The following is a 26,096-nucleotide window of genomic DNA, read 5'->3' on the forward strand; positions in this document are numbered from 1 at the left end:
GTGCACATTGCGCGTTATTTGATAATTGCCCCGAGTCCGTTACCATGTCGGGGCTGAGAATATAAGAGTCAATTCACTATGCCGAAGAAGAACGACGCACCGGCCAGTTTTGAAACTGCGCTGAGTGAACTGGAGCAGATCGTCACCCGCCTTGAAAGCGGTGATTTACCGCTGGAAGAGGCGCTCAACGAATTCGAGCGTGGCGTGCAGCTGGCGCGCCAGGGGCAGGTTAAACTGCAGCAGGCCGAGCAGCGTGTGCAGATCCTGCTTTCCGATAGCGAAGACGCTAAGACAACGCCTTTCACACCGGACGCCGAGTAAATGGATTTTGCTAACGAGCTTCAGGCGCGAGTCATCCGCGCCAACGACGCCCTGCGCCGTTTTATTGCGCCACAACCTTTTCAGAACACTCCACTGGTTGAGGCCATGCACTATGGCGCACTCTTGGGTGGAAAGCGCCTGCGCCCGTTCCTCGTCTACGCCACAGGCAATATGTTTGGTATCAGCGATACCACGCTGGACGCCCCGGCTGCCGCCGTTGAGTGCATCCATGCCTACTCGCTGATCCACGATGATTTACCGGCGATGGATGATGACGATCTGCGTCGCGGTCAGCCAACCTGCCATATTAAGTTTGGCGAAGCGAATGCCATCCTGGCGGGGGATGCCCTGCAGACGCTGGCATTCTCCATTCTCAGCGATGCGCCGATGGCCGAAGTGAGCGATCGCGACCGTCTGGCCATGGTTTCCGAGCTGGCAATGGCCAGCGGCGTTGCCGGAATGTGCGGCGGGCAAGCGCTGGATCTGGAGGCAGAAGGACGTCAGGTTAATCTGGAACAGCTGGAGCGTATTCACCGGCATAAAACGGGCGCACTCATTCGTGCCGCCGTTCGCCTGGGCGCACTGAGCGCGGGTGAACAGGGGCGCAAAGCCCTGCCGATTCTGGACAGATACGCAGAAAGTATCGGTCTGGCGTTCCAGGTTCAGGATGACATTCTGGATGTGGTGGGCGATACTGCAACATTGGGTAAACGTCAGGGTGCGGATCAGCAGCTTGGCAAAAGTACCTACCCCGCCCTGCTGGGTCTTGAGCAAGCCCAGCGTAAAGCCCGGGATCTGATAGAGGAAGCCCGCCAGTCGCTGAATGAACTGGCCGCGCAGTCTCTCGATACCTCGGCACTGGAAGCGCTAGCGGACTATATAATCCAGCGTGATAAATAAACACACTATCTCGATGAGCCTTTGATGAGTTTTGATATTGCCAAATACCCGACACTGGCGTTAGTTGACTCCACCCAGGAGTTGCGTCTGTTGCCGAAAGAGAACCTGCCGAAGCTGTGCGACGAGCTGCGTCGCTATCTGCTCGACAGCGTAAGCCGCTCCAGCGGACATTTCGCCTCCGGGCTTGGCACGGTCGAACTGACCGTTGCGCTGCACTACGTCTACAACACCCCGTTCGATCAGCTCATCTGGGACGTGGGCCATCAGGCCTATCCACATAAAATTCTGACGGGTCGTCGCGATCAAATTGGCACCATCCGCCAGAAAGGCGGCCTGCATCCGTTCCCGTGGCGCGGTGAGAGCGAGTATGACGTCTTAAGCGTCGGCCACTCGTCCACTTCCATTTCCGCGGGTATCGGTATTGCCGTGGCCGCCGAAAAAGAGAATAAGCAGCGCCGCACCGTCTGCGTGATTGGCGACGGCGCTATCACCGCCGGGATGGCCTTTGAGGCCATGAACCACGCGGGCGATATCAAGCCTGACATGCTGGTTATCCTGAACGATAACGAAATGTCGATTTCCGAGAACGTCGGTGCGCTGAATAACCATCTGGCACAGCTGCTCTCCGGCAAGCTCTACTCCTCGCTGCGCGAAGGCGGCAAGAAAGTGTTCTCCGGCGTACCGCCAATCAAAGAGCTGCTCAAGCGCACCGAAGAACACATCAAAGGCATGGTCGTGCCGGGTACACTGTTTGAAGAGCTGGGCTTTAACTACATTGGCCCGGTTGATGGGCACGACGTGCTGGGGCTGGTCACCACGCTCAAGAACATGCGCGACCTGAAAGGCCCGCAGTTCCTGCATATCATGACGAAAAAAGGCCGTGGTTACGAACCGGCGGAAAAAGATCCGATCACTTTCCACGCCGTACCTAAATTCGATCCGACCAGCGGTTGTCTGCCAAAAAGCAGCGGCGGCATGCCGAGCTATTCCAAAATCTTCGGCGACTGGTTATGTGAAACCGCGGCGAAAGACAACAAGCTAATGGCGATCACCCCGGCCATGCGTGAAGGTTCCGGCATGGTCGAGTTCTCCAAAAAATACCCTGACCAGTATTTTGACGTGGCGATTGCCGAGCAGCACGCAGTCACCTTCGCGGCGGGTCTGGCGATTGGTGGATACAAACCGGTGGTGGCGATCTACTCCACCTTCCTGCAACGCGCCTACGATCAGGTGATCCATGACGTTGCCATCCAGAAGCTGCCGGTGCTGTTTGCTATCGACCGCGCAGGCATCGTGGGTGCTGACGGCCAGACGCACCAGGGGGCATTTGATCTCTCGTTCCTGCGCTGCATCCCGGACATGGTCATCATGACGCCAAGTGACGAAAACGAGTGTCGTCAGATGCTGTTTACCGGTTACCACTATCAGGATGGCCCAAGCGCGGTTCGCTATCCACGCGGTAACGCGGTAGGCGTTGAGCTGCAGCCGCTGGAGAAGCTGGCGATAGGTAAAGGTCTGGTGAAGCGTCGCGGTGAGAAAGTGGCAATTCTGAACTTCGGTACCCTGATGCCAGAAGCCGCTAAGGTCGCTGAGTCGCTGAATGCCACTCTGGTGGATATGCGCTTTGTGAAACCGCTCGATGAATCCCTGATCCTGAACATGGCAGAAACCCATGACGTGCTGGTGACGCTGGAAGAAAACGCCATCATGGGCGGCGCGGGCAGCGGCGTGAACGAGGTGCTGATGGCGAACCGTAAAGCCGTTCCGGTACTGAACCTCGGTCTGCCGGATCACTTCATTCCGCAAGGTACTCAGGACGAAGCCCGCGCGGCAATTGGCCTGGACGCCGCTGGTATTGAAGCCAAAATTCGTAGCTGGCTTGCCTGATCCCTCCCCTTTTCCGCTCCTGCTATGCTTAAACGTATTGTTTAAAAAGCAGGAGTGGAACCATGCAATACACGACATTAGGAAAAACGGATCTTAACGTTTCCCGTCTTTGCCTGGGATGTATGACCTTTGGCGAGCCTGACCGGGGTAATCACGCCTGGACGCTGCCCGAAGAGAGCAGCCGCCCTATCATCAAACGCGCCATCGAAGGTGGCATTAACTTCTTTGACACCGCCAACAGCTACTCCGACGGCAGCAGTGAAGAGATCGTTGGCCGTGCCCTGCGCGATTTTGCGCGCCGGGATGAAATCGTCGTCGCCACCAAAGTCTATTACCCGGTGGGCGATCTGGCTGAGGGCCTTTCTCGCGCCCAGATCCTGCGTTCCATTGATGACAGCCTTCGACGCCTGAACATGGACTATGTCGACCTGCTGCAAATTCACCGCTGGGATTACAACACTCCCATTGAAGAGACACTTGAAGCGCTCAACGATGTGGTGAAAGCCGGTAAGGCGCGCTACATCGGCGCATCGTCTATGCACGCGTCGCAGTTCGCCGAAGCGCTGGCTCTGCAGGCGCAACATGGCTGGGCGCGCTTCGTCACCATGCAGGATCACTACAACCTGATCTATCGCGAAGAAGAACGCGAGATGCTACCGCTGTGCTATCAGGAAGGCGTGGCGGTGATCCCGTGGAGCCCGCTGGCACGCGGTCGCCTGACCCGTCCGTGGGGGGAAACCACGGCCCGCCTGGTATCGGATGAAGTGGGAAAAAACCTTTATTCCAGTACAGAAGCCAGCGATGCGTTAATTGCCGAGCGTTTAGCCGGGATCGCCGACGATACCGGAGCAACCCGCGCCCAGGTCGCGCTGGCATGGCTGCTGGGTAAACGCGGCGTCGCGGCACCGATTATTGGCACTTCGCGGGAAGAACAGCTTGATGAACTGCTGAATGCGGTGGATATCACGCTGACGCCGGAGCAGGTTGCCGAACTGGAGACACCGTATCAGCAGCATCCGGTGGTGGGGTTTAAGTAATCCCTCTCCCTAACCCTCTAATACGTAGGCCGGGTAAGGCGAAGCCGCCACCCGGCAGTACAGATCGCACAACATCACCCGAAGTGATCGTACCCTTTCCAGTCCAGCGTCACAGGCGCACCGTCTTTCACAAACTTCAGCCCTTCGCTCTCCGGCATGATCTGCCCGATGCAGGTAAACTTCGCGCCAAGATGGGCTAACGCCACGTCCAGCGTCCCACGGTTGAGCTCAGGCACGGTAAAGCACAGCTCATAATCTTCGCCACCGGAGAGCCCCCAGCGCAGAGCCAGCGCAGGCTCGACATGTCGAAGCAGCTGTTCTGATAGCGGGAACAGATCCAGGTCAACGCGCGCGCCGACACCGCTGGCCTTCAGTATATGGCCGAGGTCTGAGATTAACCCGTCCGAGAGATCGATAGCCGAGCTTGCCCGTTCGCGTAGCGCCTGGCCGTGAAGAATACGCGGCGTGGGCCGCAGATGGCGTTTGACCAGATACGCCGCGTCGTCAGTATCGTTCACGGTCAAGCGATCCTGGAGGATCGCCAGCCCCGCGGCGCTGTCACCCGGCGTGCCGGTGACGTAGATCCAGTCGCCAGGTTTCGCCCCCGAGCGTTTCAGCGCGCGTCCAGCCGGCACATAGCCGTGGATCGCGAGCGTCATCGATAGCGGCCCCGCCGTGGTATCGCCGCCAATCAACTGCATGTCGTAGTAGTTAAGCTGCTCAAACAGGGCATCACTAAAGGCTTCAAGCCAGGGTTCATCAACCTCTGGCAGCGTCAGGGCCAGCGTTAACCACGCCGGATCGGCGCCCATCGCGGCCAGATCGCTCACGTTGACCGCCAGCGCTTTATATGCCAGATCGGCAGGATCGATATCCGGTAAAAAATGGCGCCCGCACACTAAGGTGTCGGTGCTGATTGCCAGCGTCTGTTTTTCGGGAATATTGAGAAGTGCACAGTCATCGCCAATGCCGGTTTCAACATCAAGACGAGAGGTTCTGACACGGTCGAAATAACGGGCAATCAGGGAGAATTCGCCGCATGCCATACGTTATGCCTCAGCAAATAAAAGAAAAAACCGGAGCCGCACTGCCCGTCAGGCAATGCAGAACTCCGGTTTGCGGATCACTTTTTGTGGGGACGGATCGCAGGTGCTGCTTTATCAAGAACGCCGTTTACAAACTTGTGGCTGTCTTCAGCGCCGAAGGTTTTCGCCAGTTCGATCGCTTCGTTGATGGCCACTTTATACGGCACATCATCACGTTTAGACAGCTCAAACAGCGCAATGCGCAACACTGCTTTTTCAACCTGACCCAGCTCTTCGAGCAGACGGGACAGGTAGGGTTTCATCAGACCATCGAGATACGCGCTATTAGTCGCCACTCCCGACAGCAGTTCACGGAAGTACAGAACGTCAACGTCTTTCACGTCCTGTTCTGACAGGAACTGGTATTCAACATCAGCGATGTCGTTCTGGGACAACTGCCAGGAGTAAAGTGCCTGAACGGCACATTCACGGGCGCGGCGACGAGCAGCAGGTTTCACGGAATTCCCCTTACAAAAAAATCAGGCCTTGATGGCTTTCAATACATTGATCATTTCAAGCGCGGTCAGTGCAGCTTCTGCACCTTTGTTACCGGCTTTGGTACCAGCGCGTTCGATGGCTTGTTCAATACTTTCAGTGGTCAGTACGCCAAACGCGACAGGAATTTCAGCATCCTGTGCAACGTGCGCCAGACCATTGCTTGCACCGCCCGCAACGTATTCGAAGTGCGCAGTGCCGCCACGAATAACGGTACCCAGCGCAATCACCGCGTCGTATTTACCGGTTTTCGCCAGCGCGCCCGCTGCCAGTGGCAGTTCGTAAGCACCTGGAACCCACACAACGGTAATGTTGTCATCTTTAACCTGGCCGATACGTTTCAGGGCGTCAATAGCACCTTCCAGCAGGCTGTCGTTGATGAAGTTGTTGAAACGCGCAATGGTGATGGCGACGCGAGCGTCCGGGGTAGCTACAGCAGCTTCAATAATGTTCATACTCTTCCTTTACGGGTTCATTTGGCCCCGCAGGGGGGCGGATTTTATCATAATACTTTGCGCACTGCTTCCCTATTTCAGGAGCAATTACGCTGTCGTTAAATGGAGGCAAACATCCGGACCCACCGGACGAATCTCGCTGAATTTGAGTTGTGGTGCATCGGCCAGTTTTTCAAGGCCGGGCAGCACAAACAGGCCACGCGCGTCGCTACCCAACAGTTTAGGCGCAACGTAGACAATCAGTTCATCGACCAGACCCGCCTGGAGCAGTGCGCCTGCCAGCGTCGGTCCCGCTTCCACCCAGATGCTGTTCACCTGCTGCTTACCCAGCAGCATCATCAGCACCACTAAATCCAGATGTCCATTGTGCTCAGGCACCATAATGCTGCGCACACCTTCCGGCCAGTCACGTGAATCGTCTTTAGTACGGGCAATCCAGGTTTCACCGGGCTGCTGCACAATGCGGTGTTCAGGCGTCACGCGGTTATGGCTATCAACGATAATACGCAGCGGCTGGCGCAGGTTTTCCTGCGGATACAGCGCCTGGGTATCGGCATTCAGTTCATTCCAGCGCACGGTCATCGCCGGATCGTCCGCGAGAACCGTTTCACTGCTGGTGAGGATAGCATGGCTTTGGGCACGCAGACGTTGCACATCGCGCCTTGCCTGTGGCGAAGTGATCCACTGACTTTCGCCGTTCGCCATCGCCGTACGGCCATCCAGTGAGGCCCCCAGCTTAAGCTGAATATAGGGGAACCCGGTACGCATACGTTTTAGAAAGCCTTTGTTGATGGCTTCCGCATCCTGCATCATCAGGCCGTGGCTGACATCGATCCCTTCCTGCTGCAGACGGTACAGGCCACGTCCGGCCACCTGCGGATTGGGATCCTGCATCGCAGCGACAACGCGCGACACTCCCGCCGCAATCAGCGCTTCACAGCATGGCGGCGTACGTCCATGATGGCTGCACGGCTCAAGCGTCACGTAGGCCGTAGCCCCGCGTGCCTTTTCGCCCGCCATACGCAGAGCATGCACCTCGGCATGAGGCTCGCCCGCGCGGTAGTGGAAACCTTCGCCCACGATCTCGCCATCTTTCACAATGACGCACCCGACATTGGGGTTGGGATGGGTGGTAAATCGGCCGCGCTGCGCCAGCTTCATGGCGCGCGCCATGTACATCTCATCCTGCATGGACTCAATCCTGTAAGCGGGCGATCTCTTCGCCAAACTCTTTGATATCTTCGAAACTGCGGTAAACAGAGGCGAAGCGGATATAGGCGACCTTATCGAGCTTTTTCAACTGCTCCATCACCAGATTGCCGATCATCTTGCTGGGCACTTCACGCTCGCCCAAACCACGAAGGTAAGATTTAATATGGTTTAACGCCATTTCGACGTCATCCGCGCTGACGGGGCGTTTTTCCAGCGCCTTGAGCATTCCGCTGCGCAGTTTCTCTTCGTTAAACGGCTCGCGCACATCGTTACTTTTTACCACGCGCGGCATGACCAGCTCTGCCACCTCAAAGGTCGTAAAACGCTCGTTGCATACCAGACACTGCCGACGGCGGCGTACGGAAGACCCTTCGCCCACAAGACGAGAATCGATGACTTTGGTATCCACAGCGGAGCAGAATGGGCAATGCATACGGTATCCCTGTTATCTGGTTAACTGACTTTCATTTTACCCTGATCTGGCCTGACAACAAAGGAAGAGCTTTTTGAGACAAAGGATCTATGTCTGTCGGGACGTTGCTGGCTACCATTACGGTGATCCGTTATTTCAAGGAATTAAACGCAATGACAAGACGTTACCTGAAAATTCTGCTGGTGGGGAGCCTCTTCACCCTTAGCGCCTGTGCACAGCAAACCGAAGTCCGCCAGATGAAACAGAGCGTGAATACGCTCAATACGGCGATGGACAAACTGAACAAAGAGACCGTAAAGATCACCCAGCAAAACGCGCTGAATGCAAAATCCACCAGCGGGGTGTATTTGCTGCCGGGGGCCAACACCCCTGCCCGTCTCAACAGCCAGGTTGGCACGCTAAAAATGTCGCTGGTGAATGTGGCGGCAAATGCGGATGGTACTCGCGCAACATTACGCATTCAGGGTGAGTCCAACGATCCGCTGCCAGCCTTTAGCGGCACCGTCGAGTGGGGCCAGATCCAGGGCACCACCGAGAATTACCAGGAGGTGAACGTGAAGAATCAGCTCTTCACCGCCCCGGCCAGTGTTTTAGCACCCAGTGATGTGGATATTCCGCTTCAGTTAAGCGGCCTTACGCCCGATCAGTTAGGCTTTATCCGCATTCACGACATTCAACCCGCCGCGCAGTAATCCCCTCCTTTTGAGCGGAGTGAAATGTCACTCCGCTAACATTTACATTTCGTATGGATTGGCAACATAAATGATTGCCGCTACAATCCCGGCCGTTTAAAGTACGCAAACGTGAACGCAATCGATTACGCGTGTGAGAGATATGTGAAACAACACATATTTTTGTGAGCAAGGATTCCTATAATAGGCTCCGCAGAAACACGAAATATTTAGAAACGCAATTCGCGCATTTTTCACTCCCGGAAGGGAATTTCAATCAGTGGCATGATTATGAAAAAAACATTACTCGCAGCCGGCGCCGTGCTGGCACTTTCCTCCTCTTTCACTGTTAACGCAGCGGAAAACGATAAACCACAATACCTCTCCGACTGGTGGCACCAGAGCGTTAACGTGGTCGGCAGCTACCACACCCGTTTCGGACCACAGATCCGCAACGATACCTACCTGGAGTACGAAGCGTTCGCCAAGAAAGACTGGTTTGATTTCTACGGTTATATGGATGCACCGGTCTTCTTCGGCGGTAACACCCAGGCGAAAGGTATCTGGAACCACGGTTCCCCACTGTTCATGGAGATCGAACCGCGCTTCTCTATTGATAAACTGACTGGCACCAGCCTGGCGTTTGGTCCGTTCAAAGAGTGGTATTTCGCGAACAACTATATCTACGACATGGGCCGCAACAAGTCCGGTCGCCAGAGCACCTGGTATATGGGTCTGGGTACCGACATCGACACGGGCCTGCCAATGAGCCTGTCTCTGAACGTGTACGCTAAGTATCAATGGCAGAACTACGGCGCTGAAAACGAGAACGAATGGGATGGCTACCGTTTCAAAGTGAAATACTTTGTGCCAATCACCCAGTTGTGGGGCGGTAACCTGAGCTATATCGGCTTCACCAACTTTGACTGGGGTTCAGATCTGGGTGATAAGAGCGGTTACGCTGAGAACGGTATTAAGCAGCGTACCAATGACTCCATTGCCTCCAGCCACATTCTGGCGCTGAACTACGATCACTGGCATTACTCTGTTGTTGCGCGTTACTGGCACAACGGCGGCCAGTGGAACGACGACGCTAAACTGGTATGGATGAACGAACACGTCCGTTCTACCGGTTGGGGTGGTTACCTGGTTGTGGGTTACAACTTCTAATCGTGTGGTTGTTGCCGGGTGGCGCTGACGCTTACCCGGCCTACAAAACCTGTGCGGGCTGATGCCCTCACCCTGTCCCTCTCCCACGGGGAGAGGGAACAAACACAAAAAACGGCAACAGACGTTGCCGTTTTGCTTTTACCTCGCCACCTGGCTTTTTACTGCTTCACCTTGCGCAAAAAATCCGCCAGCGATCGGTCCGCACTCTCACTAAAGCGCCGTTCCGTGAGCACAATTTTGAGACATCTGTCGAGACGGAAGCAGCGATAGTCATCGCGCAGTTCACACCACGCCGCCAGTAGCCAGCGTTCTCCCCAGAAAAACAGCCCCAGCGGCTGAACCTCACGCGTTGAAAATTGCCCCGCTTCGTCACGATAATGCAACACCAGCACGCGCTGGGCCGATATCGCCTGGTGAATGACATCAAAATCACTGCGGGAGTGGCTTTTCATGCCAAAATCCGGGGCGTAGATCCGCGTCTGCTCTGCCTTTCGGCGACTCTCTTCGGGCAGGATCGCGAGCACTTTCTCCTGTGCCGACTCCAGTTCGCGCGACAGGGATTCCCCGCCCCAGGTGGTAAGCAGGCGAATCGCCACGATCAGCGCCTCAGACTCCTTGTTTGTCAGCATCAGCGGTGGCAGGTCAAATCCCGACATCAGCCGGTACCCACTTCCCGCCTCGCCCTCTACCGGCACGCCGGAAAGCGACAGGTCGCGGATATCGCGGTATACCGTACGCTCAGAAACGCCCAGCCGGTCCGCCAGATGCGCTGCCGTTGTCAGACGTCTGCCCCGCAGGATCTGTACTATCTGAAACAAACGGTCAGCGCGTCGGGTCATTTTTACTTATGCTCTCAGGCGGGTTGATGAAGGCCGACGCGATTACCTTCGCTGTCGGTAAACAAAGCAATAGTACCAATACCGCGTGGTAACTCCAGCGGGCCAAACACGCACTCACCGCCCGCAGAAGCAATGCGATCGAGCGTGGCGGTCAGATTGTCAGTATGCAGGTAGATGATGGCCCCCTGCACTAAGGGAATAATCCCCTCAAATTTTGCCAGCGCGCCGCCGGTGGCTGGATCTTCATGCGGGAATACCGCCAGCTCGGCGCAGTCCATTTTCTCGCGCTTCAGTGAAACCTGCATCACCGGCTCATAAAATTTGATGGCGCGATCCATATCCGCGACCGGAATTTCAAACCAGTTAATCACACTTTTCATACATCCTCCTGACTCTTGTTTGGGTTCAACAGGAGTCTACGACAGGGCTCCTGACAGCATACTGTCAGGAGTGTTTTGTCAGGGCAGATAAAAAAAATCCCGGTCAACAGACCGGGATTTCGATAACGCGCAAAACGTCTTACGGCAGAATGGACGGCTGATCCGCCCCTTCTTTCTCGACTTTCTGCTGGAGCAAGTGCTCGCGCTTCATGCCGAGTTTCAGTGCCAGAGCGGACGCAACGTAGATTGACGACGCGGTACCGATAGAGACACCGATCAGCATGGTCAGCGAGAAGCCTTCCAGCACCGGACCACCGAAGAGATACAGCATCAGGATCACCATCAAGGTGGTACCGGATGTGATCAAGGTACGGTGCAGCGTCTGGGTCAACGACACGTTAAAGATTTCGTACGGCGTACCGCGACGGATCTTACGGAAGTTTTCACGAATACGGTCAGATACCACGATACTGTCGTTCAGTGAGTAACCGATAACGGACATCAGGGATGCCACAATCGTCAGGTCAATCTCAATGTGGAACAGAGACAGTACGCCCATGGTGATCACCACGTCGTGGGCCAGTGCGATAACCACACCCGCCGCCAGTCGCCACTCAAAGCGGAAACCGACGTACACCAGGATGGAGATCAGCGCCACCAGCAGCGCCATCGCACCGGTTTGCGCCAGGTCCGCACCCACGCTCGGGCCGACGAACTCAATACGCTTAACCGTAGCGTTCTGGCTGGTTGTTTCGTTAATTACGCTAACAACCTTGCTGCCCAGCTCCTGGCTGCCGTTGGCATCGTGTACCGGCGGCATACGCACCATGATGTCGCGGCTGCTGCCGAAGTTCTGCAGCAGCGGCTCTTCAAAGCCCGCTTTCTGCAGTGATTGACGCATCTGGTCCATATCGACCGGTTTTTCCAGGGTGATTTCAATCACCGTACCACCGGTGAAATCCAGACCCCAGTTAAAGCCTTTTACGCCCATAACGACGATGGACAGAATCAGCAGTAAACCTGAAATGCCGAAGGCCCAGTAGTCCCAGCGCATAAAGTCCCAGACTTTACGGCCGTGGTTCAATTGTTCAACAGTATATTCCTGTGCCACAACGCACTCCTCAGATAGACAGCTTTTTGACGCGCTTGCCGCCGTACAGCAGGTTCACGATGGCACGGGTGCCGACAATAGCAGTAAACATTGACGTTGCAACACCGATACCGGTGGTAATCGCAAAGCCTTTGATTGCGCCAGTCCCCACTGCATACAGGATAAGAACCTTGATCAGTGTTGTTACGTTCGCATCGAAGATGGAGCTGAACGCGCCTTTATAGCCTTCGTCAATCGCCTGCTGAACAGAGCGACCGTTGCTCAACTCTTCTTTGATACGCTCGTTTATCAGTACGTTGGCGTCGACCGCCACCGCAAGGGTCAGAACGATACCGGCAATCCCCGGCATGGTCAGCGTCGCCCCCGGCAGCAGGGACATGATGCCGATAATCAGCACCAGGTTCGCAATCAACGCACTCGTCGCAATCAGACCAAACTTCTTATAGAAGAAGATCATGAAGATGATAGAGACCACCAGACCGGCCAGACACGCTTCCAGACCCTGTTTGATGTTCTGCATACCCAGGGTTGGACCAATGGTACGTTCTTCAACAATCTGGATTGGCGCAATCAGCGCACCGGCACGCAGCAGCAGAGAGAGCTGACGCGCTTCGTTCGGGTTGTTGATACCGGTAATACGGAAGCTGTTACCCAGACGAGACTGGATATTGGCGATGTTAATCACCTCTTCCTCTTTCACCAGCACCGCACGGCCGTTAGCGTCTTTCTTACCGCTGTCTTTGTACTCCACGAACAGGGTCGCCATCGGTTTGCCGATGTTGTCCTTAGTGAAGTTAGACATGATGTTACCACCCGCGCTGTCCAGCGAGATGTTAACCTGCGGCTGGTTGTACTCGTCCTGGCTGGAGGTGGAGTCGGTGATATGGTCACCGGTCAGGATCACGCGTTTGTACAGCACAACAGGCTGACCTTCGCGGGTCTCTTTCACTTCCGAGTCACCCGGAATACGGCCAGACGCGGCAGCAGACTGGTCAACGTTGGTATTCACCAGACGGAATTCCAGCGTTGCAGTGGCACCCAGAATCTCTTTCGCACGTGCGGTGTCCTGAATACCCGGCAGTTCCACAACGATACGGTCAGCACCCTGACGCTGCACCAGCGGCTCAGCCACGCCCAGTTGGTTTACACGGTTGCGCAGAATGTTGATGTTCTGCTGAACGGCATATTCACGCGCTTCTTTGAGACGGGCATCGGTCATCACCGCACGCAGCTGGTTGCTGCCCTGAGCGGTGATCACCAGGTCACGGTGACGTTGGGTCAGGTAATCTACAGCCTGATCGCGCGCCGCACTGTCACGGAACGTGATGCTCATACCGTAGTTATCTTCTTTACGAACGGTGGTATACGCGATGCCTTTTTCACGCAAATCGCTGCGCAGGCTATCGATATTCTGTTCCTGCAGTTTGCCCAGCGCGGTATCCATATCCACTTCCATCAGGAAGTGAACGCCGCCACGGAGGTCAAGACCGAGTTTCATTGGCTCTGCGTTCAGCGCAGCCAGCCAACGCGGGGTTGCAGGAGCAAGGTTAAGCGCCACGACGTATTTATCACCCAGCACGCCCATCAGCGCTTCGCGAGCGCGGAGCTGCGTGTCGGTGGTGTCGAAGCGAGCAAGAATTGCGCCCTCTTCCAGAGCCACAGACTTAGCGGTAATTTTTTCTTCTTGTAACGTTTTCTGGACCTGGATCAGCGTTTGCTCACTGGCGGCGACACCGCGCGCGCCAGTGATTTGAACAGCCGGATCCTCACCATACAGGTTGGGAAGCGCGTACAGCAGGCCGACGAGAATCACGACGACCAGCATGATGTACTTCCACAAAGGATAACGGTTTAACACGGCAGTTCCCTTTGGGAAAAGTTGGGATTACAGCGCCTTCATGGTGCCTTTCGGCAGAACGGCAGCTACGAAGTCACGTTTGATAACCACTTCAGTGGTGTCGTTCAGGGCGATAGCAATGTAGCCACTTTCAGCCACTTTGGTTACGCGACCGACCAGACCACCGTTAGTCAGGACTTCATCACCTTTCGCGATGGAGTCCATCAGCTTTTTGTGCTCTTTGGTACGCTTCTGCTGTGGGCGCAGGATCATGAAGTAGAAGATCAGACCGAACACAACCAGCATCAGAATCAGAGACATCGGGCTGCCCTGCGCTGGAGCACCTGTTGCCGCTACCGCATCAGAAATAAAAAAGCTCATTCAAATTCCCTCATTATTAATATTAATCAACGTTCAAAGGTGGAACGGTTCGACCCTGACGTTGGTAAAAATCGGTCACGAAGCTCTCTAATTTACCCTCTTCGATAGCCTTGCGTAAACCAGCCATTAAGCGCTGATAATAGCGAAGGTTATGAATGGTATTGAGACGCGCGCCCAAAATCTCATTGCAACGATCGAGATGATGCAGATACGCACGAGAATAATTGCGACAGGTGTAGCAATCGCACTCGGCATCGAGCGGACTGGTGTCACTCTTATGCTTCGCGTTACGGATTTTCACCACGCCATCGGTAACAAACAGATGACCGTTACGCGCGTTACGGGTTGGCATGACGCAGTCGAACATATCGATACCGCGGCGCACACCTTCAACCAGATCTTCTGGCTTACCCACACCCATCAGGTAACGGGGTTTATCTGCCGGGATTTGCGGACAAACATGTTCCAGAATACGGTGCATGTCTTCCTTCGGTTCACCCACAGCTAAACCGCCGACAGCGTAGCCATCAAAACCTATCTCTACCAGACCTTTAACAGAGATATCGCGTAAATCTTCGTAAACACTGCCCTGGATAATGCCGAACAGCGCATTTTTGTTCTGAAGGGAGTCAAAACGGTCGCGGCTACGCTTCGCCCAGCGCAGCGACATCTCCATGGAACGTTTAGCGTAATCCCAGTCCGCCGGGTATGGCGTACATTCGTCGAAGATCATCACGATGTCGGAGCCGAGATCGTACTGAATCTCCATCGACTTTTCAGGATCGAGGAAAATCGGATCGCCGTTGATCGGGTTACGGAAGTGGACGCCCTCTTCGGTGATCTTGCGAATGTCGCCCAGGCTGAAGACCTGGAAACCGCCAGAATCGGTCAGGATCGGGCCTTTCCACTGCATGAAGTCATGCAGATCGCCGTGAAGCTTCATGATCTCCTGACCAGGACGCAGCCACAGGTGGAAGGTATTACCAAGGATAATTTGTGCGCCAGTGGCTTCCACTTCTTCCGGCGTCATCCCTTTGACGGTACCGTAAGTCCCCACAGGCATAAACGCGGGGGTTTCCACCACGCCGCGATCAAACACCAGGCGACCGCGACGTGCGCGGCCATCGGTGGTATCGAGTTCAAATTTCATTTTTATTCCTCTGTGCCAGAAAAACAGTCCAACACATTATTCCGGTGCCGCGGACTTATTCCCCGACACGCTCATTCAAAGCCAGCGGATTGTACGTGATAAACATCGCGTCCCCGTAGCTAAAAAAGCGATATTTTTGTTCTACCGCAGACTTGTAGGCCGCCATGGTGTGCTGATACCCCGCAAAGGCGGAGACCAGCATAATCAGCGTTGATTCAGGCAGATGGAAATTGGTCACCAGTGCATCGATGACTTTGTACTGATAGCCCGGGTAGATAAAGATCTGCGTATCGCCAAAAAACGGTTCGATCAGATCTTGTTGAGCCGCCTGAGCAGCGCTCTCCAGTGAACGTACGGAGGTGGTGCCCACCGCAACCACGCGGCTGCCGCGCGCTTTTGCCGCCAGAACCGCATCAACAACCTCCTGGGGCACTTCAGCATACTCAGAGTGCATGATGTGATCTTCGATGCTGTCTACCCGCACCGGCTGGAAGGTGCCCGCGCCGACGTGCAGGGTCACAAATGCCATCTCCACGCCTTTTGCGCGCAATTTTTCCAGCAGCGGTTCGTCAAAGTGCAGACCCGCCGTTGGCGCCGCGACCGCGCCAGGCTTCTGACTGTAGACGGTCTGGTACAGCTCGCGGTCGGCCTCTTCGTCCGGACGCTCAATGTATGGCGGCAGCGGCATATGGCCGATAGCGTTGAGAATGTCGAGCACCGTGCGCTCATCATTAAATTCCACTTCAAACAGCGCATCGTGGCGCGCCGTCATGGTCGCTTTGATGCTCTCGTCGTCACCCAGCAGCAGCTCAGCGCCCGGCTTCGGCGCCTTAGAAGCGCGAATATGTGCCAGAATACGTTTATCATCGAGCATACGTTCGACCAGCACTTCAATCTTGCCGCCGCTGGCTTTACGGCCAAACAAGCGCGCCGGGATCACGCGGGTATTGTTAAAGACCAGCAGATCGCCAGGGTTGAGCTTGTCGAGCAGATCGGTGAAAGTACCGTGCGTCAGCTCGCCCGTTGGCCCGTCCAGTGACAGTAAGCGACAGCTACTGCGCTCAGGCATGGGATAGTGAGCAATCAAGGATTCAGGTAGTTCAAAGGAGAAATCGGCGACGCGCATGACGTATACTCGTGACTTAAAAACAGGCGGCATAGTCTAGTGCTCACACCCTTTTGCTGCAACAACTAGCCGCCCCCGGACAAATAAAACGCATGAATTTTCTCGCTCACCTGCATCTCGCTCACCTCGCTGACAGCTCCCTTTCCGGCAATTTGCTGGCCGATTTCGTCCGCGGCAACCCCGCCGAGACCTGGTCCGCTGAAGTTGTCGACGGGATCTTTATGCATCGTCGTATTGATGTCATGACGGATAACCTGCCGGAAGTGACCGAGGCCAAAGCGTGGTTTCGCCCCGAAACGCGCCGCGTCGCGCCGATCTCGCTTGATGTGATGTGGGACCATTTCCTGTCGCGCCACTGGGCACAACTCTCTCCGGAGATGCCCCTGCCCGAATTTGTGCGCTATGCCCATCAGCAGGTGTCGATCATTCTGCCCGACTCGCCGCCGCGCTTTGTCAATCTGAATAACTACCTGTGGTCAGAGCGCTGGCTTGAGCGGTATCGCGAGATGGACTTCATCCAGAATGTGTTGAATGGGATGGCGAGTCGTCGCCCGCGGCTGGATGCCCTGCGCGACTCCTGGTACGACCTGGATGAACATTACGCTGCGCTGGAAACGCGATTCTGGCAGTTTTACCCGCGCATGATGGCGCAGGCGAAAAATAAACAACTTTAATAGAACAATGATTGATAGGTAAAAGCTGGCGGAACGATTGTCACCACCTCTTTGTCTTATCCATGAACACTCTCTATACTGGCTCGCGTTGCGTTCCAAATAACCTTAGTATCTACAGGAGAATCATATGGTTCTGGTAACTCGTCCGGCTCCGGATTTTACAGCTGCAGCAGTTCTGGGCAACGGTGAAATCGTTGAAAACTTCAACTTCAAACAGCACACCAACGGTAAAGCGACCGTTCTGTTCTTCTGGCCAATGGACTTCACTTTCGTTTGCCCGTCTGAGCTGATCGCATTCGACAAACGTTATGAAGAATTCCAGAAGCGTGGCGTAGAAGTGGTTGGCGTCTCCTTCGACTCTGAATTTGTACACAACGCATGGCGTAACACCCCTGTCGACAAAGGCGGCATCGGTGCGGTGAAATACGCAATGGTTGCGGACATCAAACGCGAAATCCAGCAGGCTTACGGTATCGAACATCCGGACGCTGGCGTTGCGCTGCGTGGCTCCTTCCTGATCGACGCGAACGGTATCGTGCGTCACCAGGTTGTGAACGATCTGCCACTGGGTCGTAACATCGACGAAATGCTGCGCATGGTTGACGCGCTGCAGTTCCACGAAGAGCACGGTGAAGTGTGCCCGGCTCAGTGGGAAAAAGGCAAAGAAGGTATGGCAGCGTCCCCAGACGGCGTTGCGAAATACCTGTCCGAGAACGTATCCAGCCTGTAATCGGCACGGTTTACGAAAAAGGCCCGCTTATGCGGGCCTTTTTGTTTTAAAACGCCAGGATCTTACCTTTGGATAAGATCGGTATTACCGCTTTCATCTGCCCCTTTCGCCACATCAGGCTTTTTTCAGCCATCCGGCAAACAGACGGGTCACGATGGGCATCCACAGCCAGACGACCAGCGCGACCACACAGGCATCGTTAATCAAATGCAGCAGCAATGAGCCTTTAAGGCCTGGCAGCAGCGCACCGGTCACCTGCGGCACCAGATTGGTGCTGGGGAAGATCACCAGCAGGGTAATAAGAAACTGTTTCCACTGTTTTGGCTTACGCACATGCGGTTCCGGCGGGGTAAACCAGAAAGCGGCCTCAGTACGCACTTCGGTTTTATCGCCTTCTGCCAGCAAAGGTTCAATCTCTTTCACCAGCACATTGCGGGTATCAGACTGGGTCCAGGCATAGAGATGTTCAAGGGTGTCGAAGCGGATAATGACCGTCCACAGGTTTTGTCCTTCGGACGGGCGGATCACGTTCGCGCCCAGATGGCCGGGAAATTCCGCCGCGATGGGCATGATCTTGCCAAGCCATTGTTCATAACGCTCAGCCTGTCCCGGCAGCAAGGTATGGGTGATCACCAGCGTCACATGTGTTTTTTGCGCCATAAAAGTTCCCTGATCGGTAATGGACGAGAGATCCCGCCAGTGATTCTGGCCAGAGATATCCACTAATATATTTAAAGCCGACGTTTTGGAGTGCTACAGAAGAAAGGGCCCTGACGAATAAAGCAATTTGAGTATAGCGAGATTTAATCTGGGGAATAGCAAAGATATTTGTCCCCTCTGTTGAAATAATCAGAACAACTGAGGGATAAAGTCTGCAACCGGCATAAGAGCCGGTTGCAGTGAGGGATTAATGACCGAACCAGATGGATGCAGAAATAGCAGGTAGCGAGAGTATCCCTTCCTGGATAGCCCCTTTCCCCTCTTTCACGTGCCACGCCTTTACGTGCAGCAGCGGCGAGTCATCCAGCACCACTTCACAGGCCTCCCCCCGGTTGATGGCGATCAGCACGCGCTGCTGATTATAGACGCGGACAAACACCACCACGTTGTCGTGGGCATAAACCACCTGACAACCGCCATAGCGCAGCGCCTGGCTCTGTTTACGCAGCTTCGCCAGACGCTGGTACAGGCTGAACAGCGCCTTGTCCTGCTTCGCCGGATCCCATGGGAAGGTTTTGCGACAGAACGGATCGTTGTTCCCGTCCAGCCCCACCTCATCGCCATAGTAGATGCACGGCACGCCCGGCCAGGTAAAGAGCCAGGTCACCGCCAGCGGCAGACGCGCGACATCCTTACCGAGCAAGGATTTAAAACGCGCAGTATCGTGGCTGTCCAGTTGGTTAAACATCCGTAACTGCTGCTGATGCGACAGGCTGGCGCGGTAGTTATCCATCCACGCCATGCAGGTTTCCGCATCAATATGCTGCGGATCGTAGGAAATATCGGTGTTAGCAAGGAATCCCCACAGCGGGAAGGTAAAGCCGCGATAGTTCATCGCCGCATCTTCCGCGTCCGTCTGCAACCACTGGCGCGCGTCACCAAAATGTTCGCCAAACACGAACGCCTCCGGCTGCGCGGCTTTTGCTGCACGGGTGATCCCGGCGACGTGCTGAAGGTTATTACGCGCCCCGCCCGCTTCACCGAGCATATGCACCACGTCAAGACGCCAGCCATCCATATTCCATGGCTCACTCAACCAGTGGCGCACGATGCTGTTTTCACCGCCATAAATCTCATCCACCAGCGTTGGCGACTGGAAATCCAGCTTCGGCAGGCTCGGATAGCCCAGCCAGTCCAGCGCGCGGCCCTCCTCGTTGAAGCTGTACCAGTCGCGCTGGGGTGAATCCGGGTTATGGCACGCCCCGCCCATCGACTGATTATGTCGATCAAACCACGCGTGCGAGTCACCGCTGTGGTTAAACACGCCATCCAGAATCAGACGCATGCCCTCTTTTTGCGTGTTTTTACGCAGGCGCAACAGCGCCTCATCGCCGCCAAACTGAACGTCAACGTGGCGATAGTCTGCGGTATCGTACTTATGCACGCTTGGCGCTTTAAACACCGGATTAAGGTACAGCGCCGTCACGCCCAGTTTCTTCAGATACGGCAGCTTTTCGCTGATGCCGTCCAGATCGCCGCCGTAGAACGTGGACCCCCCCGCCTGCGCGGTCAGCGGTTCATCCCATTCTTTCAGAATAATGTCGTGTCCTGCGGCGTGGTGGTAATAGACCTTATCCTGCTCTGCGGTGCGCGTTTCGCTACGCGCAAAGCGGTCCGGGAAAATCTGGTAAAAGACCTGATCGTTAACCCACTGCGGGCCAGCGTCCGGGCAATCGACGGCAAACTGCTCCAGCCGCGCCGGAGGAAAACGGCTAAATCCCTGCGGGGTAAACCACAGCTGGCGGTTGTTCCACAGCAGCTTAAAGCTATAGCGGCGACGCGGCTGGCCGCTGCGCAAGTCGATATTCGCCCGCCACGCCGTCACACCCGGCTGCGGCTGACTACGCCGCTTGTGCATTTTTAACGTGGTCTCTTCATTATCGACTTCAGCGCGTAGCGTTACGCGTTCGGGCTGATTTTCCCCCGCCAGCCAGAGCGTAATCACAAGGTTGTCTTTGTTTTGCTTAACAAATGGAGCAACCGGAAGGTGCCAGGCGTTTAACATCACGAATCCCCTTTGATGAAATTGACGTCACCTTGCCACAGGGTAGTTAAGGTTAGCTCACCATGACGTGATTTATTGGGGGAGGAGGACGGGGGAGGAGGCATCAGTACAGCCTGATGCCCTCACCCTCTCCCGTTGGGAGAGGGCATAAAATATTACTGCGCTTGCGCCAGCTGACGGTCGCGGCGGCATTTAAACATCCAGCCCACCAGCAGCAGCACGATCCACGCACAGCCCACGTAGAGAGAAATACGGGTATCGGGATGATAGCCAATCAGGCCAATGATAAACACCAGGAAGATCAGCCCGACGACGGTCGTTGCAACACCGCCTGGAACTTTAAACTTCAGCGCTTTTGCCTCCTCCGGCGACAGACGACGGCGGAACGCAATCTGCGACAGCAGGATCATGATCCACACCCACACGGTGGCGAAGGTCGCCAGGGACGCAATCACCAGGAAGACGTTTTCCGGCATGATGTAGTTCAGGTAGACCGACAGCAGCAGTGCGACGGTCATGACCATAACCGTCACCCACGGCGTGCCACGGCGGGAGGTTTTGGCAAAGACCTTTGGCGCACTGCCCTGCTCGGCCATGCCGTGCAACATGCGGCCCACGCCAAAGACGTCACTGTTGATCGCCGAAAGCGACGCAGTCAGGACCACGAAGTTCAGGATGCTGGCCGCAAAGGCGATGCCCATATGCTGGAAGGTCAGCACAAACGGACTGCCGTTCGTCCCCACCTGGTTCCAGGGATAGATAGACATAATGACGAACAGCGTACCCACATAGAACACCAGAATACGCATCGGCACCGAGTTGATGGCGCGCGGAATGGACTTCTCCGGGTCTTTGGCTTCCCCGGCGGTAATCCCGATAATCTCAATCCCGCCGTAGGCGAACATCACCATCTGGAGCGACATCACCATGCCGAGCCAGCCGTTGCTGAAGAAGCCACCGTTGCTCCAGAGATTATGAATACCGGTTGGCTGGCCGCCGTTACCGATCCCCCAGATGATGATGCCGAAACCGGCAACAATCATGATGATGATGGTGGCAACCTTGAAGAAGGAGAACCAGAACTCCAGTTCACCAAAGACCTTCACGCTCATCAGGTTGACGGCGCAGATAATCAGCACCACGCTCAACACCCAAATCCAGTGCGGCACCGCCGGGAACCAGACGCCCATGTAGATGCCAAAGGCGGTGACATCGGCAATGGCCACAATCAGAATTTCGAAGCAGTAGGTCCAGCCGGTGATAAACCCGGCCAGCGGGCCTAAGTTCTCCTGCGCATAGCGCGAGAATGAACTGGCTGACGGGTTATGAACCGACATCTCTCCCAGCGCACGCATGATGATATACGCCGCCACGCCACCGATGATGTAGGCCAGCAGAACGCTTGGACCGGCCATTTTGATGGCATCTGCCGAGCCATAAAAAAGACCGGTACCGATAGCGGAGCCGAGCGCCATAAAGCGAATGTGGCGCGTGCTCAGCCCACGTTTGAGTTTGTTAGTGCTTTCCATTTAAATCTTGCCATTCAACACGAAAAAAACAAAAAACCACGGGGCCTTAAGCCCCGTGGTTAAACAGTTTGTTGCCGTTGATTAATGGGCGTTCGATGCGACCTGACGCCCTGCAGCACGATCCCAGATAATGGCCAGAACCAGTGCAACAACGGTAGGCATCAGCCAGGCCAGACCTTGCTCAGACAGCGGCAGACGCTGTGTCCAAGCTGGCAGTATTTGAGCAAACGCTGATGCTTTAATCCCGTCAAGGATACCAAAAATCAGGCTGATAAACATGGCTGGCGCAATAATTCGCGAGGAGTTATTCCACCACGGGCGCGTAAAGCTCAACACCACCAGCACGATACACGGCGGATAGATGGCCGTCAGCACCGGAATGGAAACCTGAATCAGGTGGCTCAGACCAAGGTTAGACACCGCCATGGAGAAGAGGCCAAGGATAAACACCAGCGTGCGGTAAGAGAGCGGCAGGTACTGGGCAAAGAACTCCGCACAGGCGCAGGTCAGGCCAACCGCCGTCACCAGGCAGGCCAGGAAGATCAGGGCAGCCAGCAGCATACTGCCTGCGCCACCAAAGGTGTGCTGGACGTAAGCGTGGAGGATTGCCGCACCATTTGCGTTCTGATCCACCAGCGTGGCGCTATCGGAACCCAGGCGGAACAGCGCCAGATAGAGCAGCGTCAGGCCCACACCGGCCATCAGACCAGCCCAGATGGTATAGCGGGTCAGCAGACGCGCTTCGGTCACACCACGGGAACGCGCGGCGTTCACGATAACGATACCAAACACCATCGCGCCCAGCGTATCCATTGTCAGATAGCCGTTCACAAATCCGTTAGAGAAGGCCGCGTTTTGGTACGCATCCATTGCACTGCTGATCGGACCCGCAGGCCAGATAATGGCCGCCACCGCCAGTACGATCAGCGCGATAATTTTGAGGGGGGCCAGGAAGTTACCCACGGTATCCAGCAGTTTGCCTGGATAGAGGGAGACCAGAATGACAATCGCGAAATAGACCAGGCTGTAGATGAACAGCGGCATCGCGCCGTCACCGGTCAGCGGCGCAATCCCCACTTCGAAGGAGACGGTAGCGGTACGCGGGGTCGCAAACAACGGGCCAACGGCCAGATAGCACACCGTCGCCAGCAGAACGCCAGCCACTTTACCAATCGGGGTGCTGAGGCTATCCACGCCACCGCCAACTTTCGCCAGCGCAACCACGGTCAATACCGGCAGGCCCACGGCAGTAATCAGGAAACCAAACGCTGCTGTCCAGACGTGTTCACCCGCCTGTAAGCCAACCATTGGAGGAAAAATGATGTTACCTGCGCCAACGAACAGCGCAAATGTCATAAAGCCCAGCGCGATGATGTCACGCGATTTTAAGTGATGGGTCATAAAACCTTACTGCCTGTGGATGTGGTGTTGAATATATTGAGATTTTCGCCATCCGTGACGGGACGATACAGCGGAAATTTTGCTCAATTTCAGCGGGATATGCTCCCGTCCTGGCGTGGAGAAGAATAGTTTTTCGATTTACCACGCAAATACAGTCGGTCTGACAGTATCTGGGGGGCAATTTAAACGCTTATAACGTTTAAAGGCAAGGTGGGATCGTAAAACCAGAACAATATACCAGCATGAAAATATCAACCAGAATAATTCGCTAATATCATGAAAAACCCATGGCTAATCATGCGAACAAAAAAGCATCAGCCGTATAAAATTCATTCACGTTTCGCTTTACTGCAAAGCAAACGGGCCAGCAAAGGCTGACCCGTGGAAAGGTAAAATGACACACCTGTTGTCAGGCGATTTTTTTGGCAATTAATCGTTCCGGAATGACGAAACTAAAACGGGTTCCTTTGCCCAGCGTGCTTTGAATATCGAGACGGCTTTCATGGTGATTCACCGCGTGCTTCACAATCGCCAGCCCCAGCCCGCTTCCCCCGGTTTGCCGGGAGCGTGCTTTATCCACCCGGTAAAACCGCTCGGTCAGACGTGGAAGATGCTCAGGCGCAATGCCCGGCCCGTTGTCCTCGACGCTAAACTCAGCACCCACTGGCGTCTGCTGCCAGCGCACCACAATATCCGTTCCTTCAGGAGTATGATTAACCGCGTTATAGACCAGGTTAGAGATAGCGCTCCGCAGTTCATCCTCGCTTCCGAGCACCTTCAGACTGCTATCGACGTCAAAGGTCAGATGATGCTTTTTATGGCTTAAGGTTTGCGCTTCGCGTTCCACCACCCGCAGCATCATCGGTACGTCGATGGTGTCATTTAAGGCAAGCGTCGGGGCCGCCTCAATCTTCGACAGCGTAAGCAGCTGCTTCACCAGCCCTTCCATACGGTGCGTCTGCTCGCGCATGGTATGCAGCGCTTTCTCACGCGGCGCACCTTCAAGCGTCTGCTCCTGCATCATTTCCAGATAGCCCTGCAGTACCGTCAGCGGCGTGCGCAGCTCGTGGCTCACGTTCGCAAAGAAGTTGCGTCTTGCCCCTTCCAGCTGGTGCATCTGGGTGACGTCACGCGCCACCATCAGCCACTGCTGATCGCTGTAGGGCATCACCCGAATTTCAAGATGGCGACCATTGTTGAGCTTCAGATTATGCGGACGCGAGAAATCACGTTTTTTCAGATACTGCGTGAACTCCGGGTAACGCAGAAGGTTGAGGATGTTCTGGCCATTATCGTCCGGCCAGCGCAGGCCCAGCAGCTGTTGGGCGAGACCGTTACACCAGAAGATCGTCCCCTCTTCCGTGGTCAGAATCACCGCATCCGGCAACGACTCTGCACCGCTGCGAAAGCGTTTAATCAGGCTTCCCAGCTCGCGACGGCGCTTTTTATTACGCATCTGCATCTGATGCAGACCGTAAAGCAGCGGCTCCCAGCTCCCGCTTCCCGGCGGAGGCGTCATACTTCTGTCAACCCATAGCCACCAGGAGAGGCGCAGTAAGTTCCAGAAATGCCAGATCAACAGCCCGGTCACGGACGCCAGCAGAAACCACGGCAGGTATCCAAGAAAAGCCCCCAAAATGAAGGCCGGAATACAACATAAGATCAGTTCAAAGACGAGCCTTTTCCATGACAGACGTTCCAGCACGCGTCACACTCCTGTCATTGTTCAGAAACGGGTAGAAAAACGATAACCCGTGCCGCGGACCGTCTGTACCATGCGATCGTGGCCGCTCAGTTCCAGCGCTTTACGCAGGCGGCGGATATGTACGTCAACCGTCCGGTCTTCGACATACACGTTAGTTCCCCAGACGTTATTCAGCAACTGCTCGCGGCTGTAAACACGCTCCGGGTGAGTCATAAAGAAATGCAGGAGTTTGAATTCGGTAGGCCCCATGTCGAGGGGATTTTCGCCCGTCATTACGCGGTGCGAGGTGGGATCAAGGCTCAGGCCCTGCATCTCAATGACCTCTTCCACCGCCATCGGTGAAATACGGCGCATCACAGCTTTAATGCGGGCAACCAGCTCTTTCGGTGAGAAGGGTTTGGTAATGTAATCGTCTGCGCCAGTCTCCAGGCCGCGCACGCGATCTTCCTCTTCACCGCGCGCGGTAAGCATGACAACGGGGATATCGCGTGTCATCGCTTCACGCTTGATGTGTTTGATAAACTGCAGTCCGGAGCCGCCAGGCAACATCCAGTCAAGCAGGATCAGATCGGGCCAGGGTTCATTCAGCTGGTTCACCGCGCTGTCATAATCTTCCGCTTCAACTGGCTGGAAGCCATTTTGTTCGAGCACGAAGCACACCATTTCACGAATTGGAGCTTCATCTTCTACGACCAGAATACGTCTCGCCATACTTTGCCCTGTCTTATCTTATTTAAGTTACAAGTTTGTAATGCGGCGTCATTATGCGTCAGATTTATGACAGATTTATGAAAAACAGTACCACGTAAAATGGCAAACTGTTGTTTTATTACAGCGGTTAT

At 55.2% G+C, this 26,096-nt stretch carries 26 protein-coding genes; 8 read left to right on the forward strand and 18 right to left on the reverse strand.

The genetic code is table 11. The features are described from left to right. Positions 1 to 78 precede the first annotated feature (78 nt). From xseB to EKN38_RS17025, 4 genes are all read left to right on the forward strand, one after another. Positions 79 to 321 (forward strand): exodeoxyribonuclease VII small subunit, encoded by a 243-nt coding sequence (gene xseB / locus EKN38_RS17010; protein ID WP_008503331.1) that lies wholly within the window; start codon positions 79 to 81, stop codon positions 319 to 321. After that, positions 322 to 1,221 (forward strand): (2E,6E)-farnesyl diphosphate synthase, encoded by a 900-nt coding sequence (ispA, locus tag EKN38_RS17015; protein ID WP_014830869.1) that lies wholly within the window; start codon positions 322 to 324, stop codon positions 1,219 to 1,221. A gap of 24 nt (positions 1,222 to 1,245) precedes the next feature. Continuing rightward, complete coding sequence (gene dxs / locus EKN38_RS17020; RefSeq protein ID WP_014830868.1) at positions 1,246 to 3,108, forward strand: 1-deoxy-D-xylulose-5-phosphate synthase; 1,863 nt, start codon at positions 1,246 to 1,248, stop codon at positions 3,106 to 3,108. A gap of 62 nt (positions 3,109 to 3,170) precedes the next feature. Continuing rightward, the gene (locus EKN38_RS17025) at positions 3,171 to 4,145 is read left to right on the forward strand and encodes an aldo/keto reductase (protein ID WP_014830867.1); all 975 of its coding nucleotides are present in this window, start codon (positions 3,171 to 3,173) and stop codon (positions 4,143 to 4,145) included. 74 nt (positions 4,146 to 4,219) lie between these two features. Here EKN38_RS17025 and thiL read toward each other — a convergent pair whose 3' ends face one another. The 5 genes from thiL to nrdR all read right to left on the reverse strand — a co-directional run bounded on the left by thiL (position 4,220) and on the right by nrdR (position 7,825). Next, complete coding sequence (gene thiL / locus EKN38_RS17030; RefSeq protein WP_014830866.1) at positions 4,220 to 5,191, reverse strand: thiamine-phosphate kinase; 972 nt, start codon at positions 5,189 to 5,191, stop codon at positions 4,220 to 4,222. Between the two features lie 77 nt (positions 5,192 to 5,268). Beyond that, complete coding sequence (gene nusB / locus EKN38_RS17035) at positions 5,269 to 5,688, reverse strand: transcription antitermination factor NusB (protein WP_006809908.1); 420 nt, start codon at positions 5,686 to 5,688, stop codon at positions 5,269 to 5,271. 21 nt (positions 5,689 to 5,709) lie between these two features. Then, the gene (gene ribE / locus EKN38_RS17040; protein ID WP_006176874.1) at positions 5,710 to 6,180 is read right to left on the reverse strand and encodes a 6,7-dimethyl-8-ribityllumazine synthase; all 471 of its coding nucleotides are present in this window, start codon (positions 6,178 to 6,180) and stop codon (positions 5,710 to 5,712) included. A gap of 87 nt (positions 6,181 to 6,267) precedes the next feature. After that, positions 6,268 to 7,371, reverse strand: coding sequence for a bifunctional diaminohydroxyphosphoribosylaminopyrimidine deaminase/5-amino-6-(5-phosphoribosylamino)uracil reductase RibD (gene ribD, locus EKN38_RS17045; protein ID WP_014830865.1), 1,104 nt, complete (start codon positions 7,369 to 7,371; stop codon positions 6,268 to 6,270). A 4-nt stretch (positions 7,372 to 7,375) separates the two neighbouring features. Beyond that, the gene (gene nrdR / locus EKN38_RS17050; RefSeq protein ID WP_008503337.1) at positions 7,376 to 7,825 is read right to left on the reverse strand and encodes a transcriptional regulator NrdR; all 450 of its coding nucleotides are present in this window, start codon (positions 7,823 to 7,825) and stop codon (positions 7,376 to 7,378) included. Between the two features lie 152 nt (positions 7,826 to 7,977). Between nrdR and EKN38_RS17055 the strand changes: the two genes are divergently transcribed. Continuing rightward, the gene (locus EKN38_RS17055; protein WP_014830864.1) at positions 7,978 to 8,517 is read left to right on the forward strand and encodes a DUF3251 domain-containing protein; all 540 of its coding nucleotides are present in this window, start codon (positions 7,978 to 7,980) and stop codon (positions 8,515 to 8,517) included. Positions 8,518 to 8,787: 270 nt separating this feature from the next. Further along, positions 8,788 to 9,666 carry a nucleoside-specific channel-forming protein Tsx gene (locus EKN38_RS17060; RefSeq protein ID WP_014830863.1) on the forward strand — a complete coding sequence of 293 codons (879 nt, stop codon included), beginning with the start codon at positions 8,788 to 8,790 and terminating at the stop codon, positions 9,664 to 9,666. Positions 9,667 to 9,824: 158 nt separating this feature from the next. Here the strand turns inward: EKN38_RS17060 and EKN38_RS17065 are convergent, their stop codons facing one another. The 7 genes from EKN38_RS17065 to queA all read right to left on the reverse strand — a co-directional run bounded on the left by EKN38_RS17065 (position 9,825) and on the right by queA (position 16,490). Then, complete coding sequence (locus EKN38_RS17065) at positions 9,825 to 10,505, reverse strand: helix-turn-helix transcriptional regulator (protein ID WP_014830862.1); 681 nt, start codon at positions 10,503 to 10,505, stop codon at positions 9,825 to 9,827. Positions 10,506 to 10,519: 14 nt separating this feature from the next. After that, positions 10,520 to 10,885: a VOC family protein gene (locus EKN38_RS17070; RefSeq protein WP_126522463.1), complete on the reverse strand. Its 366-nt coding sequence runs from the start codon at positions 10,883 to 10,885 to the stop codon at positions 10,520 to 10,522. A gap of 139 nt (positions 10,886 to 11,024) precedes the next feature. Further along, a complete protein-coding gene (gene secF / locus EKN38_RS17075) occupies positions 11,025 to 11,996 on the reverse strand; it encodes a protein translocase subunit SecF (protein ID WP_013095834.1) in 972 nt (323 codons plus the stop codon). Positions 11,997 to 12,006: 10 nt separating this feature from the next. Then, the gene (secD, locus tag EKN38_RS17080) at positions 12,007 to 13,854 is read right to left on the reverse strand and encodes a protein translocase subunit SecD (RefSeq protein WP_014830860.1); all 1,848 of its coding nucleotides are present in this window, start codon (positions 13,852 to 13,854) and stop codon (positions 12,007 to 12,009) included. Between the two features lie 27 nt (positions 13,855 to 13,881). Next, positions 13,882 to 14,214 (reverse strand): preprotein translocase subunit YajC, encoded by a 333-nt coding sequence (gene yajC, locus EKN38_RS17085; protein ID WP_000007630.1) that lies wholly within the window; start codon positions 14,212 to 14,214, stop codon positions 13,882 to 13,884. Between the two features lie 22 nt (positions 14,215 to 14,236). Continuing rightward, positions 14,237 to 15,364, reverse strand: coding sequence for a tRNA guanosine(34) transglycosylase Tgt (gene tgt, locus EKN38_RS17090; RefSeq protein WP_013095832.1), 1,128 nt, complete (start codon positions 15,362 to 15,364; stop codon positions 14,237 to 14,239). A gap of 55 nt (positions 15,365 to 15,419) precedes the next feature. Then, positions 15,420 to 16,490, reverse strand: a complete 1,071-nt coding sequence (queA, locus tag EKN38_RS17095; RefSeq protein WP_014830859.1) for a tRNA preQ1(34) S-adenosylmethionine ribosyltransferase-isomerase QueA — start codon at positions 16,488 to 16,490, stop codon at positions 15,420 to 15,422. Between the two features lie 92 nt (positions 16,491 to 16,582). Here queA and acpH point away from each other — a divergent pair, with 92 nt between their 5' ends. Together acpH and EKN38_RS17105 are read left to right on the forward strand one after the other, a co-directional pair. Next, complete coding sequence (gene acpH / locus EKN38_RS17100; RefSeq protein ID WP_014830858.1) at positions 16,583 to 17,164, forward strand: ACP phosphodiesterase; 582 nt, start codon at positions 16,583 to 16,585, stop codon at positions 17,162 to 17,164. Between the two features lie 127 nt (positions 17,165 to 17,291). Beyond that, positions 17,292 to 17,894, forward strand: a complete 603-nt coding sequence (locus EKN38_RS17105; protein ID WP_008503347.1) for a peroxiredoxin — start codon at positions 17,292 to 17,294, stop codon at positions 17,892 to 17,894. A 114-nt stretch (positions 17,895 to 18,008) separates the two neighbouring features. Here EKN38_RS17105 and EKN38_RS17110 read toward each other — a convergent pair whose 3' ends face one another. The 6 genes from EKN38_RS17110 to phoB all read right to left on the reverse strand — a co-directional run bounded on the left by EKN38_RS17110 (position 18,009) and on the right by phoB (position 25,965). Continuing rightward, complete coding sequence (locus EKN38_RS17110; protein ID WP_014830857.1) at positions 18,009 to 18,554, reverse strand: antibiotic biosynthesis monooxygenase; 546 nt, start codon at positions 18,552 to 18,554, stop codon at positions 18,009 to 18,011. A gap of 247 nt (positions 18,555 to 18,801) precedes the next feature. After that, the gene (gene malZ, locus EKN38_RS17115) at positions 18,802 to 20,619 is read right to left on the reverse strand and encodes a maltodextrin glucosidase (RefSeq protein WP_126522466.1); all 1,818 of its coding nucleotides are present in this window, start codon (positions 20,617 to 20,619) and stop codon (positions 18,802 to 18,804) included. Between the two features lie 155 nt (positions 20,620 to 20,774). Beyond that, a complete protein-coding gene (gene proY / locus EKN38_RS17120; protein ID WP_014830856.1) occupies positions 20,775 to 22,148 on the reverse strand; it encodes a proline-specific permease ProY in 1,374 nt (457 codons plus the stop codon). Positions 22,149 to 22,229: 81 nt separating this feature from the next. Then, a complete protein-coding gene (brnQ, locus tag EKN38_RS17125) occupies positions 22,230 to 23,549 on the reverse strand; it encodes a branched-chain amino acid transporter carrier protein BrnQ (protein ID WP_014830855.1) in 1,320 nt (439 codons plus the stop codon). A 409-nt stretch (positions 23,550 to 23,958) separates the two neighbouring features. Beyond that, on the reverse strand, positions 23,959 to 25,254 hold the full coding sequence (phoR, locus tag EKN38_RS17130; protein WP_014830854.1) for a phosphate regulon sensor histidine kinase PhoR: 1,296 nt from the start codon (positions 25,252 to 25,254) through the stop codon (positions 23,959 to 23,961). Between the two features lie 21 nt (positions 25,255 to 25,275). Beyond that, positions 25,276 to 25,965 (reverse strand): phosphate response regulator transcription factor PhoB, encoded by a 690-nt coding sequence (gene phoB / locus EKN38_RS17135; protein ID WP_003859122.1) that lies wholly within the window; start codon positions 25,963 to 25,965, stop codon positions 25,276 to 25,278. Positions 25,966 to 26,096 lie beyond the last annotated feature (131 nt).

This window comes from Enterobacter sp. WCHEn045836 (assembly GCF_003965585.1).
GTDB classification, from domain to species: Bacteria; Pseudomonadota; Gammaproteobacteria; order Enterobacterales; family Enterobacteriaceae; genus Enterobacter; species Enterobacter dissolvens.